At 39.7% G+C, this 14,823-nt stretch carries 16 protein-coding genes; 3 read left to right on the top strand and 13 right to left on the bottom strand.

The window, feature by feature from the left end; all coding sequences use genetic code 11:
• The first annotated feature begins 38 nt into the window (after positions 1–38).
• Positions 39–590, top strand: a complete 552-nt coding sequence (locus AC3WLU_RS00705) for a DUF402 domain-containing protein (RefSeq protein ID WP_413005379.1) — start codon at positions 39–41, stop codon at positions 588–590.
• An 87-nt stretch (positions 591–677) separates the two neighbouring features.
• On the opposite strand, the gene AC3WLU_RS00710 is transcribed toward AC3WLU_RS00705, so the two are convergent.
• The gene (locus AC3WLU_RS00710) at positions 678–1,328 is read right to left on the bottom strand and encodes a lysozyme family protein (protein ID WP_034311999.1); all 651 of its coding nucleotides are present in this window, start codon (positions 1,326–1,328) and stop codon (positions 678–680) included.
• 156 nt (positions 1,329–1,484) lie between these two features.
• Here AC3WLU_RS00710 and AC3WLU_RS00715 point away from each other — a divergent pair, with 156 nt between their 5' ends.
• Positions 1,485–1,640: a DUF4021 domain-containing protein gene (locus AC3WLU_RS00715; protein WP_082609346.1), complete on the top strand. Its 156-nt coding sequence runs from the start codon at positions 1,485–1,487 to the stop codon at positions 1,638–1,640.
• Positions 1,641–1,825: 185 nt separating this feature from the next.
• Here the strand turns inward: AC3WLU_RS00715 and AC3WLU_RS00720 are convergent, their stop codons facing one another.
• The 12 genes from AC3WLU_RS00720 to AC3WLU_RS00775 all read right to left on the bottom strand — a co-directional run bounded on the left by AC3WLU_RS00720 (position 1,826) and on the right by AC3WLU_RS00775 (position 13,849).
• Positions 1,826–2,611, bottom strand: a complete 786-nt coding sequence (locus tag AC3WLU_RS00720) for a glucose 1-dehydrogenase (RefSeq protein WP_063576252.1) — start codon at positions 2,609–2,611, stop codon at positions 1,826–1,828.
• A 49-nt stretch (positions 2,612–2,660) separates the two neighbouring features.
• Entirely contained in the window at positions 2,661–3,413 is a 753-nt protein-coding gene (locus tag AC3WLU_RS00725) for an SDR family NAD(P)-dependent oxidoreductase (protein ID WP_413005370.1), read from the bottom strand.
• Positions 3,414–3,447: 34 nt separating this feature from the next.
• Positions 3,448–4,236, bottom strand: a complete 789-nt coding sequence (locus tag AC3WLU_RS00730) for a glucose 1-dehydrogenase (RefSeq protein ID WP_063576254.1) — start codon at positions 4,234–4,236, stop codon at positions 3,448–3,450.
• A gap of 113 nt (positions 4,237–4,349) precedes the next feature.
• A complete protein-coding gene (locus AC3WLU_RS00735; protein ID WP_098865803.1) occupies positions 4,350–5,000 on the bottom strand; it encodes a GntR family transcriptional regulator in 651 nt (216 codons plus the stop codon).
• 147 nt (positions 5,001–5,147) lie between these two features.
• On the bottom strand, positions 5,148–5,945 hold the full coding sequence (locus tag AC3WLU_RS00740; RefSeq protein ID WP_413005377.1) for a DUF2935 domain-containing protein: 798 nt from the start codon (positions 5,943–5,945) through the stop codon (positions 5,148–5,150).
• Positions 5,946–6,311: 366 nt separating this feature from the next.
• Positions 6,312–6,644: an AtuA-related protein gene (locus AC3WLU_RS00745; RefSeq protein ID WP_053535000.1), complete on the bottom strand. Its 333-nt coding sequence runs from the start codon at positions 6,642–6,644 to the stop codon at positions 6,312–6,314.
• The gene (locus AC3WLU_RS00750; protein ID WP_492596590.1) at positions 6,616–8,001 is read right to left on the bottom strand and encodes an acyclic terpene utilization AtuA family protein; all 1,386 of its coding nucleotides are present in this window, start codon (positions 7,999–8,001) and stop codon (positions 6,616–6,618) included. The genes AC3WLU_RS00745 and AC3WLU_RS00750 overlap by 29 nt, the downstream gene beginning before the upstream one ends.
• Before the next feature lie 53 nt (positions 8,002–8,054).
• Positions 8,055–8,987 (bottom strand): HpcH/HpaI aldolase/citrate lyase family protein, encoded by a 933-nt coding sequence (locus AC3WLU_RS00755; protein WP_492596591.1) that lies wholly within the window; start codon positions 8,985–8,987, stop codon positions 8,055–8,057.
• Positions 8,959–10,119: a CaiB/BaiF CoA transferase family protein gene (locus AC3WLU_RS00760; RefSeq protein WP_187049397.1), complete on the bottom strand. Its 1,161-nt coding sequence runs from the start codon at positions 10,117–10,119 to the stop codon at positions 8,959–8,961. Before AC3WLU_RS00760 ends, AC3WLU_RS00755 begins: the two co-directional genes overlap by 29 nt.
• 38 nt (positions 10,120–10,157) lie before the next feature.
• Positions 10,158–11,462 (bottom strand): CitMHS family transporter, encoded by a 1,305-nt coding sequence (locus AC3WLU_RS00765; RefSeq protein ID WP_278088940.1) that lies wholly within the window; start codon positions 11,460–11,462, stop codon positions 10,158–10,160.
• A gap of 183 nt (positions 11,463–11,645) precedes the next feature.
• Entirely contained in the window at positions 11,646–12,584 is a 939-nt protein-coding gene (locus tag AC3WLU_RS00770; protein ID WP_187049395.1) for a hydroxymethylglutaryl-CoA lyase, read from the bottom strand.
• A gap of 14 nt (positions 12,585–12,598) precedes the next feature.
• On the bottom strand, positions 12,599–13,849 hold the full coding sequence (locus tag AC3WLU_RS00775) for a CaiB/BaiF CoA transferase family protein (protein WP_278088939.1): 1,251 nt from the start codon (positions 13,847–13,849) through the stop codon (positions 12,599–12,601).
• 302 nt (positions 13,850–14,151) lie between these two features.
• On the opposite strand from AC3WLU_RS00775, the gene AC3WLU_RS00780 reads away from it, so the two are divergent.
• Complete coding sequence (locus AC3WLU_RS00780; RefSeq protein WP_053534993.1) at positions 14,152–14,817, top strand: GntR family transcriptional regulator; 666 nt, start codon at positions 14,152–14,154, stop codon at positions 14,815–14,817.
• Positions 14,818–14,823: the final 6 nt, after the last annotated feature.

Genomic DNA, 14,823 nt, shown 5'->3' on the forward strand with positions numbered 1-14,823 from the left:
ATAATGATCTAGATGGTTTTTAAGGGAGAAATAAAATGATGGACAAAATATATACAACACCACTTCAACTTGGCAATGAAATAATTGAAAGAAAAATCCGCTATGACTCTTTAGTTGTAGAACATACCTGCATGCTATTAAACGCACAAAATCATCATGTCGTGCTTTTTCATGAAATCATGGATGCGTTCACGATGAAAGCGGGTCCCATAGAATTAAACATACCCATTGGAAGTTATACGATAGCTTATTATTGGAAAGACTGCCCTTATAATTTATACATTTGGAGAGATAATGAAGGCAATTATTTAGGTTCCTATTTCAATATTGTAAAAAATACATATATGGCGGATAAGTTGTTATCCTTTGAGGATTTGATCATTGATATCATGGTGCTTCCGGATGGGTCACATTTTATTTTGGACGAGGAAGAGTTACCTGTGCCCTTAGAGCAATTTGAGAGTGGCTCTGTTAAACAAGCCTTAAACTCTTTACTTGATTCCATTGATATCCTTCTTTCACAAATCATTGAGGAATCCGGGAAACTCTATAAACATACTGACCTCCTTCCATGGTTGAACAATAAATGACAATCGTTTTAATTCTTTGAACTCCGCAAAAGAGGTAGCATTACCATGAAAAAAAGCCTACTTCATTCAGTAGGCTTTTTGTTCCCCTCACTCACCATCAGCTTGAGCCGATATACTGTTACCAAGCTCCTCAATGTTCTTAGATACCTTTGCACTGTATGAGTAGTCGCCGTAGCAATATGGGTACCGAAAATTATCCTTGTCCCCGCCGCAATCATAGAGCTTGGGGTTCTTTTCGACCTGAAGCATGGAGAACTTCTTCGCAAGCTCTTCATTATGCTTGCCCCCTTCATTCGCCACGAAATCAATATAACCAATACCCATGTTATATGCTTGAATGATCGTGGCAAAATCCACACCCTTTTCATTGCCATATTCATTGATCCTCTTAAAATGTTTCACCCCATACTTAATGCTTTCCGTTGGATCTGTGATTGTATTTGGATCAAGACCCGCTGACTCAGATGCCTGCATTGGGTCACCGCCCCTTCCTCGGCTTTCCTGCTGCATCAAAGCAATCAATGTCGAAGTATGCTCCTCAAGTCCGTATTTAGCCAACTCCCCTTGAAGGAGTGAGCTATACTTTTTTACGTTCGCGAAAGAATCAAGCGTATTTACTGATGTGGAAACATTTTCGGAATAGGGGGTTTTCATGATCTCCTTAATGAGCAAAAATCCAAAAATCAGGATGAAAATGGTAAAAACTTTCTTTGATTTCTTACGTTTCTTCTTCTTCACATTCTCTCTCCGATATCTCTAAGTTAATATATTTATATCTTAACAAATAGTAAGACTAATAACTATTTAGAATACCCAATAAAACGTTTTGCAAATGAGATTACCATGCATATTTTATCAAGCAATGAGAAACCCTATTGGTTGGAGGTGATATGTATGGACAAAAAGAATGAAAAAGAAGAAATCCTTGATGATAAAAAGAAAAAATATAGAAACGAGTTTGGGGCAGATCCGGATGAACAAGAAATGAATGGTCTGTATGGTATGTTGGAAACTGAATATGAAGATAAGCTTCATGATAAAGAAAAGTAACGATTGGTTTCTTTAATGTTTGTTAAGCGCCTTAATATGGCGTTTTTTATGAGTTCCGTTACTATTCTAATGGTTCACATCGTTTCATAAATGTACTGATTTTTAAAATTTGAATTCATTTGGTCATAAAATAAAAGGATACGATTAAAAAGGGAGTGACCTATACTGTCACTCCCTTTACACGTTTAGTATTGTGAAGACTGTCCGCCATCAATCGGAATGACAGCCCCGTTGATGAACTCCGATTCCCCTGATAATAGGAAGGCGACTAAACGGCCGACCTCTTCTGGTTTACCAAAGCGTTTCTTAGGATTCACACTGACGAAATCCGCCATTGCTTCTTCCCAATTTTCCCCGCCTATTTGCCTGAATGAACCTTCTACCATTGCCGTTAAGATAACTCCTGGTGCAATGGCATTTATGCTGATTCCATATTGACCATATTCAATGGCAGCTGTTTTCGTTAAGCCTGCAACAGCATGCTTACTCGCAACGTAAGCACTTTGGTTAAGCACAGCACGAATTCCACCTACGGAAGCCACGTTCACCACTGCCCCTGATCCTTGTTCTTTCATGATTGGCAGAATGTATTTCATACCATAGAACACACCATTGATATTGATGTCCGTCACTTTGTTGAAAACTTTGCTATCGTATTCAGCCATAGGGGCTTGTTTACCTTCGATACCCGCATTATTATAAAATGCATCGATTCTGCCATATTTGCTGACTGTTTGGTCTACATAGTTCTTTACTGCTTCTTCATCCGATACATCTGCAGTGACCAGAAGCACGTCCGATTTTGGTGCAATTTCCAAGATTAATTTTTTTGTCACTTCCAAAGAAGCATCGTTTAAATCAACTAATGAAAGTTTAGCCCCTTCTTTAGCCAATTCCAATGCGGCTGCTTGTCCTAACCCTGATCCTGCCCCAGTAATGATTACAACTTTGTCATCGAATCGTTCGCTCATTTGTCAAAACTCCCTTTTTTAAGTTATCTCGAAAATCCTTTGATTATTATTATCCTTTAAAGCTTAAGAATCCATCATCAACAGGGATGACTTGTCCATTAATGGCGTCCGCTTTTTCAGAGAACAAGAACGTTACAACTTCAGCAACTTTTTCTGGCTGAATCAATTTTTTCCTCATATGAAGTTGTGCCAAACTGTCCAGGAACTCTTGATCTTCACCAATGATCGGCGTTTCGATGAAACCTGGTGCAACGCCGACAACACGAATCCCATATTGCGCAAGTTCAATGGCACCGGATTTAGTCATGGCGATGACTGCAGCTTTTGCGGCATGGTAATTAAAGCTGCCAATTGAAACCATCGTCCCATATATAGAAGCTGTATTAACGATCGTTGCCCCTGTTACACCAAGATCGACCATCTTCCTTGCTGCATAATACATGCCATAATATACGCCGTGTTGGTCAACATCAACGACTCTGTGGTATGATTCTGGATCCATTTCCAAAAATGGTTTTACTAGCCCAATTCCAGCGTTGTTGAATATGCCATTGATGGTGCCATGATTGGCAATTGCTGCTTCGACCATCGCTTCCACTTCTTCCGCTTTAGCTACGTCCACTTTCACAAAAGATGCCGTGCCTCCCTTTTGTTGAATAGATTCAGCCGTTTCCTTAGCGGCAACATCATTATAATCAGCCGCTACGACAATAGCTCCCTGATCAGCTAATTTATATGCCGTTTCCTTACCAATTCCGCTGCCCGCTCCTGTAATTATTATGACTTTTCCTTTTAAACTCATGTATGTGTCCCCCTTTAATAATGTTTTTTGCTAATCAGATTAAAATGGCCCCTCCGTCGATTACAAGTTCTTGACCCGTAATGTGGCTGGAAAGATCGGATACTAAGTACATCATTAGATTTGCAACTTCCTGAGGCTCAGCATACCGTCCATCCGGAGTCGTTGCTTCCAACTGTTTTCTAGCCGTTTCTGCTGCCGCGGAATCACCTTGACCAAATCCGCTTTCAATCGACCGCATCATAGCTGTATTGACGACACCTGGGCAGACCGCATTCACCCGGACACCATGTGGAGCAACTTCGACACCAGCTGTTTTCGTCATTCCAAGAACCGCATGTTTACTTGCGCCATACGCCATCATGTTTGGCGTTGCCAGTAAACCCGCTCCAGAAGCTGTATTCACGACTGCCCCGCTTTTTTGTTCAATCATATGTGGCAATACATGTTTCAAGCCCAAGAAAACGCCGCGTACATTTATTGTCATTAATTGATCGAAAACCTCAGTAGGATAATCGATAAGGGGCATTATTTTGCCTTCCCACCCGGCATTATTCAAGAAAATATCGATTTTCCCATAGGAATCTATCGTTTTTTGGACATAATTTTTAATATCGGCTTCCTTTGTAACATCGGCTTTTACGAATTTCGCTTCGCCGCCGTTTTCTTTGATTTTATTTACCGTTAGCATGCCAGCCTCTTCGGAAAGGTCTACAACAACCACTTTGGCTCCATTTTCTGAAAGTGTAATAGATGCTGCCCGGCCGATCCCCCCGCCGCCGCCGGTAACAATTGCTACTTTTTCTGTAAAATCGAATGCTTGCATAATATTCTCCCTTTCTCCCTTTAATCTTGCTGAAGATATTCTTGTTTGAATACGATTACATCATAACATTTATTTTGTCGATTGTCGACAATTTGGTTTTAGAGTCAAAGACTCTACATCACTCCACGACTCAAGGCTTCATGAATTTCATTTTTTGCTTTAACGAAATCATCTTCTAGAATGGCCTCAATGGACATTTTTAATCTGAAATGGAAGTTTTCCATCGTTTCCGTATTCCATTGACTTTGGGCAAAAACCATAAGGATATGACTGGCTTCTTCAAAAAATCTTGATAATGCTTTATTATTAGCGATTGAAAAAATATAGCGAAATATCTGTGTTGCCCTTTTTTGATACTCGATTACATTCCTATTTTCACACTCATCGGTTGCACTTTCCAAATGCCTTTGTAATGATTGCTTATTTTCTGCATGCCACTTCCCTTGGGAAAAATCAATGCCCATCTGGATCAACCCGATCGTAACATCATTATATTCAATGATTTCCTTTTGTGAAAATGGCTTGACGATCGTTCCCCGCCGCGGCATCCTCTCAACAATACCGTCAACCTGCAATAAATAAAGGGCTTCGCGTACGGGTGCACGGCTAGTGTTCAATTCTTTGGAAATGTCTTCTTCGACGATTTTCTCTCCAGCTTCTATTTCACCTTCAATGATTTTTTTTAAAATGTGTTTAGCGATTTGTTGAGGTAACGATTCTCCAAAATAAATGCCATCTGTCAAATTGGAAGCATTTCCAAACATCTTTCAGCACTCCTATACTTCTATAATTAATTTTAGTTCTTCTAGTATAACATAAGGATAGGAATTAACTTCCTTTATAAATCACACCCATTAAGGAAAGCACATATAAAGAGCCCGTTTAAAGAAAGGGCTCCATGAGGTACTTTTTTATTCGACTAGCCTGGGTTTCGCTGGATCGCAGTTTGGCTTTTCCATGTCTGTCGATTCAGCGAGTTTCGTTAAATAATAACATTCTTCACGCCACATATGATCGGCCATTAATGGCGAAAAAGTTCCAAGAGCCTGCGCACTGAGGTCAAGCTCCTCCAATTCAAGCAGGAAGTGCTGGAAGAATTTAATTTCCAATGTAACGTCCGCATTCATTTTTTCCAACGCTGGGAATGTTGAAAGATTAGTTCGTAAAAATCCAGCCATTTCAACAGCTTTTAAATAAAAATCATTAAAATGTTTTTTATATTGCTCACTTTTCTCTTTTAATCTTTTTTCAACATCATCCAAATTGGATGATATTGTACCTGCATGCCCTGCTGCATCTAGCAGCCAAAGCAAATGATGATGAAGTTCATGAAAAATCGGCGGCATTTGATTTGCATTGAAATATTTCAATAATCTTAAATATTCTTCTAATTCGTTCACCATATGATTAATGAATGAAGGTGAAAGATGTATTTTAATTTTACCTACCAGATGCTCTTTTAAAAGACATAGCTTAAACTCCCGAAATCTTAATGTTTCTTGTTCTGCTGTGGCAGTAAGTTGCGAAATTTCTTCCGAATTGGCTTTACCAAGGAGAGTATCAAAAATTTGAATGAATTCTGAGGCAATTTCAATGTATTCCACTTCGACCGGAGCTAAAGACTCGTGGATGAACCTGGCATGGTCTCCTAAGATTTGCAGCCAAAACCGATGCTCGAATCTTGCTGTTTTCTCCAAAAACTCGTTCATTTGCTCTCCCCCATAATTTAAAGTAAAAGAAACACACTTATTATTTTTATTCCTTTAAGGAAATACTTATGAACAAAAAATGAACAAAGGTCAGCAAATTTTTATTAAATGATCATCATTCTTTACGGAAAGAGAAAGGGGCCCTGCCCCCCTCTGCTCATCAACTTATACTAACCAAGCAGCATTTGAATACTTCCTCACTTGCTATATCATATAATCCTATCGTAGCGATCGGATTGTTTGATCCAATGATGTATAACAAAGTGTCAGCTTATATGTTAGGGTGGATACCAAAAGAATATCTCCTCAAAATATCGGGATACAAAAAACGAGCCCTTGAATATTTGGCTCGCCTTCATAAGAAAATTAATAATTTGGGTCATGTACATCAGCTTCCATATCGATTTCCATATCCATTAGGGCTGAGCTCATGCTTTTTCCATGTCTATCCAAAGCAAGTGATTTTGTGACTCCTCCGCCTAGAGCGTTTTGCATGACAAAGTTCAATGCGCCAATTTTCGGCAGTTCATACCTAACTACATCACCCTTCACTATTTCGTGAAAGTAATCCTTAACCTTTGCTGCAGTTACCTGTTTTTTTACTTTCTCAAAATCCTCCATACGATAGACGATGACGGAAATATTTGAAATATTTCCTTTATCCCCTGTTCTAGAGTGAGCGACTTGCTTGAGTTTCAATCTTGTCTACCTCCTCGTACGTTACGTCGATTGTAATATCTTCGCTAGGAATAAGAATTGAAGCAATGGATACAACCTCTTGGACATTAACCCGAACACCACCGCCTCCAGCAGGCCCATTAGTATATAAAGCTTCCACCTCTTGGCCGATTAAGTTAGCGCCTACTTTATCAGCTGTCCTGGCTGCAACCCTTAATCGTACCTCCGATAGTTTTTCTTTGTTATACAACGGTTCCGATATAGAAGATCCATATAGCGAATTAGAACCAATATGATCGAATCTAATTTCTTGAATCTCAATATTTGCCTGAATTAACCGGTGTCTCACTACTTCTTCCGCCAGTCTTGACCTTCCCAAACAACCCGAACCTCCGTAACTGATTTCTGCTTCAACTATGTATCCGTCCAAATAGCCGATGCTCGTTTTATAGTAACCGCTCTTCTCTTTTCCAGACACTCCCTTAATATGCACTTGGTTTGTTTCCTTTTCTATCACTTCTATTTGAGAAAAATCAGCGATAACATCCGGAGTAAGATATCGGGTTGGGTCATGAATTTCATATACAACCTGTTCCTTTACGGTAGCAGCCGTAACCATGCCTCCCGAAACCTCAAGCTTGGTTAAAAGAAAGTTCCCATTTTCCTGTACTTCGGCGATCGGATAACCGACATTCCATAAGTCAGGAACATCCTTATACCCCGGATCTGCGAAATAACCACCGGTCACTTGGGCTCCACACTCGAGTAAATGACCAGCGGCTGTCCCCTTACCAAGAAGCTCATAGTCTGTATCCTGCCAACCAAATTCATGTTTAAGTGGTGCAACTACTAATGAAGGATCAGATACCCGGCCCGTAATTACAATATCTGCACCTTCTCGCAAAGCGGAAACAATTCCTGAAATTCCGATATAGGCATTTGCAGAAATGATGGAAGACTTCACCTCTTTCAAGGGGACTCCGGTTTCTATTATTGTGCAATCCATGTACTTCCCAATGTTCGGATATACATCATCTCCACTTACAGCTGCTATTTTTAAATGTCCGATGCCTTTTTCCTCTGCTAATTGCTTAACGATCTTAGCGGCTGCGAGAGGGTTTGCTGCTCCCATATTGGTAATTAATTTGACATTATTCTCGACACACAGTGATAAGACCTTATCCATACGATACTTCAGTAAATGGTTGTACCCCTTATCAGGATTATTCATTTTCTCCTGCTGAGCAAGGGCAATTGTTCTTTCTGCTAAGCATTCAAAGATGATATAATCCAAATTTCCTTTAGAAATTAATTCCATCGCTGGCTCAATTCGATCGCCTGCGTATCCAGCACCCGAACCAATTCTAATTTTCTTCATAATAATAACTTCCTCCCTTCAAGCACCAGTGGGAACTTGAGCGAAACTTGACGTCACGATTGATATAAATTAACTGATTGAAGGGTACGCTTAGCACGTTCTACAATAGGAAGGTCAACCATTTTCCCATTAAGCTGCAAAACGCCTTCCCCTTTGACTAATGCCTGTTCGAACGCTCTTACAATTCTTTCTGCTTCCTCGATTTCTTCAGGACTTGGGGTAAAGACCTGGTTTACAAGATCGACTTGATCGGGATGAATGATTAATTTCCCTTGAAATCCAAGCTCCTTAACAAGCTGGGTTTCGGCTAGAAAGCCTTTATGATCTTTTATATCAACAAAAACCGTGTCTATAGGGGGTCCAACTCCCGCAGCCCTGGAAGTAACAACCAACTGGGATCTTGCATAGAGCAATTCATGGGCATTCTTCGTTATGGTTGCATTTATATCGAATGCATAGTCCATGGAACCGAAAGCAAGCTGCTGAACTCTCTGACTAGCAGAAGCGATTTCGAAAGAATTATATAATCCTAAAGCAGACTCTATTAAAGGTACAATTTTTATTTGGCCCTTATTTAGATTCCTTTTTGATTCCCTTTCAACTAATAAATGATCCAAAGACCTAATTTCTTCTTTTGTCTCAACTTTCGGTAATACAATTCCTGTCAAACCGAGATCGATTAGATCAAGTAAGTCATCGTAAAAATATGGTGTGTGAAATCCATTTATTCTGATGTAATTTTCCTTTTCCTGATTCGCCTTGATATATTTCCTTACTAAATCTCTTGCATCTTTTTTTCCTTCTGGAGAAACAGCGTCTTCTAAATCATAAATGAATACATCGGCACATAATTGCTGCACTTTCTTTAATTTCTTTTCATCAGACCCAGGAATGAACATCCATGTCCGAGTAATCATAACTTCACCCCTTTTCATTTTTCCATCATTAGGGTATGCCTTATATTTTTCCGATGATTTCGTTTTCAAATCCAAACTCCTTTAGGATAGACTCTGTATGCTCGCCAACATCCGGTATAGGATTCATGACCGGCTCCAAATCATCGAAAGTAACAGGGGGGATGAGTGCATTTAATTTTCCAGCAGGAGAATCGACTTCTCGCCAACGTCCCCGGACCTTCAATTGTGGATGTTTGATGAATTCCTCTACCGTATTTAAATGGGCATTCGCAATTTTTGCTTTTTCAAGTTTTTCAATTATCTCACTCGAGTTCATTTTTTGAAAAACAGCGTCAATCATTTCCTTGAGAATACCGCTATTTGAAACGCGGAATGCATTACTATGAAACCTTCTATCTGTAATTAATTCAGATTTTTCTAACACTTGTGTACAAAAGCTTTCCCACTCCCGCTCATTTTGAATGCCCAAGAATACTAATTTCCCATCCCCTGCTAGGAACGGGCCATAAGGATAAATCGTTGCGTGATTTGCCCCAGTTCGCTTCGGATCCGTCCCACCATACCCAGAATAGTATAGTGGATATCCCATCCATTCTCCCAACGCCTCAAGCATTGAAACCTCCATCACCTTACCCTTACCTGTCCTAAAACGGGAAATAAGTGCAGTTAATATACCAGAGTACGCATACATACCTGCTGCAATATCCGCAATCGAAATGCCTGCTTTCGATGGAGTATCTTCTGTTCCAGTAATGGAAACGACTCCCACCTCACATTGAATGAGTAAATCGTATGCCTTTTTATCCATATAAGGACCAAACGTACCATACCCAGAAATTCCGCAAATCACAAGTTGAGGATATTTTTCTTTGAGGATAGAAGAACTGAAACCAAGACGATCAACAGCACCGGGTGCAAGGTTTTGAATGAATACGTCCGCCTCCGAAAGCAGTTTATCCAAAACCATCTTTGCTCCATCTTGTTTTAGATCAAGCGTCAAGGACTCTTTCGACCGATTGAGCCAGACAAAGTGGCTCGACATTCCGTGAACGGTAGAATCATAGTTTCGTGCAAAGTCCCCAGCTCCAGGCCTCTCTACCTTTATCACACGCGCTCCCAAGTCTGCCAATTGGCGAGAGGCAAAGGGAGCTGCCACCGCCTGTTCTAATGACACAACTGTAATTCCCTCAAGAGGTAACATTGAACCACTCCCTAATAAAATACTTCAACCTGTCTTATTTAAAGAGGTATTGCCCCTGTAAGCAATGCCACGATTGTCATCACGATAGTACTCCCAAAAGCCCAGAAAAAAATCTTTTTCTGAAGATCTCCCAAATCGACCTTACATAATCCAATGAGGACAAAAACAGACGGATTCAATGGACTCAAGGGAAAACCCGTTGTCCCGTTCCCTAATAAAGCAGCCCTGCCAATTTCTATTGGGTCAACTCCAAAGGCTGCCCCGGCCTCACTTAGGACTGGAAGCAGCCCATAATAAAAGGCATCAGGGGAAAATATTAAACTTAAAGGCATACTGACCACGGCTACCAGGATTGGCAGATGTCCTCCCAGCCAATCCGGTATGGCTGAAACCATAGAAACAGCCATGGCGTCAATCATCTTAGTTCCTGAAAGAATTCCTGTGAAAATACCAGCCGCAAATATGGTAGTACATACCATAACCATGCTTTGCGCATGTGAAGCAATTTGTTCTTGCTGTTTTTTCACGTCGGGAAAGTTCACTAACAAAGCAATGGCGAACGCAATAATGAATAAGACGGGAACTGGAATTATTTCCATTATTAAAGCAACAATCAAAGAAATAGTTAAGATTAAGTTGAACCAATAGAGTTTCGGCAGACTCGATGACATTTCTAGTGTTGCCGCGATTTCTCCCGATTCCATTGAATCGCCTTTGTTCGAAATATTAATAATGCCTATTCTTTTACGTTCTTTCTTACCAAATATATACGATACAAATACTACCCAAACAGCCCCAGCTAACATGGCTGGAATAATGGGATTAAACAATTCAGTGGATTCCGCCCCAAGGGAAACCATTGCTCTAGCTAGCGGCCCTCCCCATGGAATAATATTCATGACACCCGCACCCAACGCCACTACTCCAGCTAAAGTAAGTGAGCTCATGCCCAACCTCTTATATATTGGCAACAAAGCCGTGACTGTTATCATGAAAGTTGCTGATCCGTCCCCATCCAAAGCAACAACTAAAGTTATGATAGCCGTGGCCATAACTATTTTTAGAGGGTCTCCTTTTGCAAAACGAATGAGCCGGGATATCATTGGGTCAAATAAGCCCCTATCGATCATCAAACCAAAATACAAAATGGAGAAACCAATCATGATACCTGTCGGTGTAACTTTTGCAATTCCATCCAACATCATTTTCCCTATTTCCAAACCAAAACCGCCGATAAGTGCAAAAATAATCGGCACAAGTGCAAATGCGATTAAAACAGAAACTCGTTTTGACATTACTAAATAAAGAAATGTACCAATCATCAGAAACCCTAAAATAGCCATTCACATATCCCCTTGTAAATGATTTATTTGTAGCCTTTATATCTTTTAAACGAAAGGGTTTGAAGAAAAATTCTATTAACCTTTTAAACTCTCCGGGAAAACGGTTACATTATTTGTCATGAAGAGAAATCGCCAGTTGCACTTTATATGGAGGGAGTGATATTTATTTGTATGAAAAAACGGTTAAGAGTTCTGTTTTACAATATTGGTGTTATTCTCTGGGGAGTATGAATTTTCTATTTTGTGGAGGTGGCCAGTCAATGTACGATTCGTCATTTTTTTTATCAGAGTTACACAATGCATAAGTTTATCAAAATCAATACCAGTCTCTATTCCCATTTCATGAAGCATGAATACAAAGTCTTCAGTTGCATCGTTTCCTGCCGCTCCGGGCGCAAAAGGACAACCACCCAATCCTCCTATGGAAGTATCAAAAGAAGTAATACCCGCTTGCAATGCTGCTAATGAGTTGGCTTTTGATAAACCATAAGTATCATGGAAATGGGCTGCTATTTTCGCTGTGGGTGAGAGGTCCAAGGTTTTACCGAACAAATGATATACTTGCTTAGGATTAGCTCTGCCAATTGTATCGCAAAGCACAATTTCGTCCACATTTAATTTTTCTAATGCATGAACAAGGCCAAGGGTTGTCCCTTCCTGAACCGGACCTTCATATGGGCAATAAAAAGCTGTTGAGATATGGAACCGTATGAACATATTTTCATTCTTAGCTTCCTCTACGACAGAGGATAACTGGAATAAGGACTCTTCAATGGACATCCTTACATTTTTTTTATTGAACGTCTCACTTGCCGCAACAAACAAGGCTAAGCTGGTTGCCCCTACATCTTTAGCCAAATCAAATCCCCGCTTATTCGGAATCAATGTCATGTATTGCACATCTTCACGTTTGTTGATATTTCTAAAAACTTCGGCTCCATCTGCCATTTGTGGTACATGTTTGGGTGAAACGAATGAAGTAGCCTCCATTCTTTTAATCCCCGTCTCACTTAGTGCATGTATCAATTGCAATTTCGAGTCAGTTGGAATAAAGATCTTTTCATTTTGAATTCCGTCCCTCGGTCCAGACTCTATGATTTCAACACGTTTTGGTAAGTTCATTTTATTTCATCTCCTCATTTTGTACTGTTATTTTTCAGCTTACTAGTTTCATGATCTGAAATAACCCCGGAAGCGAGCCACTCATCATATTTATCCTCTGCTAGTTCCAAAACCCCCTTTAAAACCTGTTCTGTGTGCTCTCCTAGTTTTGGACCCGCCCAATTAATACTTCCGGGAGTTTTGCTCAATTTGGGTACAATACCTGGAACTTTTAGTTTTCCAAGGCCTTCAACATCCATTTTATAGATCATTTCCCTAGCAAGGAAATGTGGATCATGCATCATGTCCTCAACACTATAAATCGATCCTGCGGGTATTTCTGAATTATCAAGTAATACCAAGGCATCTGCTAAATTATGCTGGATTGTCCAACCACCAATCACTTCATCTAGATACTCAGCATTCTGTACACGACCGTCATTAGTTGAGAATTTATGGTCATCCCTTAAATCAGGCCTTTCAACAACATCCATAAGCCTCTTGAAAATGCCATCTCCATTTGCCCCGATCACAATATATTTCCCATCTCTGCAAGGGTATGTATTCGAAGGTGCAATTCCTGGGAGGGTGCTTCCGGTTCTTTCACGAATCACTCCGTAATGGTCGTACTCTGGAACTGCACTTTCCATTAAACTGAAAATAGATTCATATAGAGCGACGTCAACACATTGTCCTTCCCCCCCAGGTTGGTCTCTATGATATACAGCCATTAATGCCCCCATAACAGCATATAATGCAGTTACAGAATCTCCCAAGCTTACTCCGACCCTTGTTGGAGGCCTATCAGGATAGCCTGTTAAATAACGAATCCCCCCCATTGCTTCTCCAATACTTCCAAACCCCGGCTTATTTCGGTACGGTCCATCTTGGCCATATCCTGATACCCTAACCATAATGATCTTCGGATTAATTCTTTTTAAATCCTCATAGCCAAGCCCCCACTTCTCCATAGTCCCCGGTTTGAAGTTTTCAATAATAATATCGACTTCATTTGTTAATTCCCTTATGATCTCTTGGGCTTCCGTTTTTCGTAAGTCCAATGAAATACTTTTTTTGTTCCTGGATTGAACAAACCACCATAAGGATGTGCCCTCATATAGTAATCTCCAATTTCTAATGGGGTCCCCCTTTCCTGGTGGTTCTACTTTTATTACCTCGGCACCGAAGTCGGCCATTAATCTTCCGGCAAAAGGACCAGCTATCAAACTACCTAATTCCAAAACCTTTAATCCCTTCAACGCACCCTGTTTTATAACTTCACCCATGAGCATTCACCCCTTTTTAATATTTCTATCTAGGTAGATTACGGTTAAATATAAACGTTTCCTTTCTATAAAAATCAATTCATTAAAATAAAAACTTTCCTAATTTTTTGATAATTCTTATAATAATTGACATTTATTATTATGTCAACGGTTAACCGTTGACATTTTTTATGTTATAATTTGAGCTATTAAAGTAGGATTTAAGCTTTTATTATTGAAATATATCTATGTATTGAAAAACTCTGATAAATTGAAGGCCGTTTGTTAAATAGATATTAATTTGTTACATAGGAGGCACTATTATGAAAGAAATACAAAAAACTGAATTGCTTCATAATCAGGTATATCATATTCTGAAGGGTATGATTATAGACGGTGAATATCAGCCTGGAGAGCGTTTGGTCGAAACCAGGGTTGCTGAAAGAATCGGGGTTAGCCGGGGTACAATTAGAGAAGCCTTCCAGATGTTATTGAAAGATTACCTACTGGTTCGTGAAGGTAAGGCCATATCAGTTTATAACCCTAGCGTACAGGACATTATTGATGTATATCAATGCCGAATTAGCCTCGAATCTTTAGCTGTTAAATTAGCGACTCAGAATATCACGGACGAGGAATTAAGCAAGTTGGTCGAAGTAATAAATGACTCTAAAATAGCCGTGAATATGAATGATACAAAAAAGCTTACACAACTAAATCAGGAATTTCACGATATCATTGATCTTGCTTCCCGCAACCACCAATTAATCCAATTATGCGATGTTATCAAGACGAAAATACTATATATAAGGACTAGCATTTTAAAAGTACATTTTAAAAACTTTTCCGATTTTGTAGATGATCATGAACGGATCCTTATAGCAATTCAGAATAGAGATCCGGTACGAGCCGAACAGGAAATGCATTCCCATATTGAAAAAAGCTTCCATACAATAAAAGCAACTTTTAAAACCGTCATTGATCAATAAAGGAAT

Source organism: Peribacillus sp. FW305-BF15 (assembly GCF_058783805.1).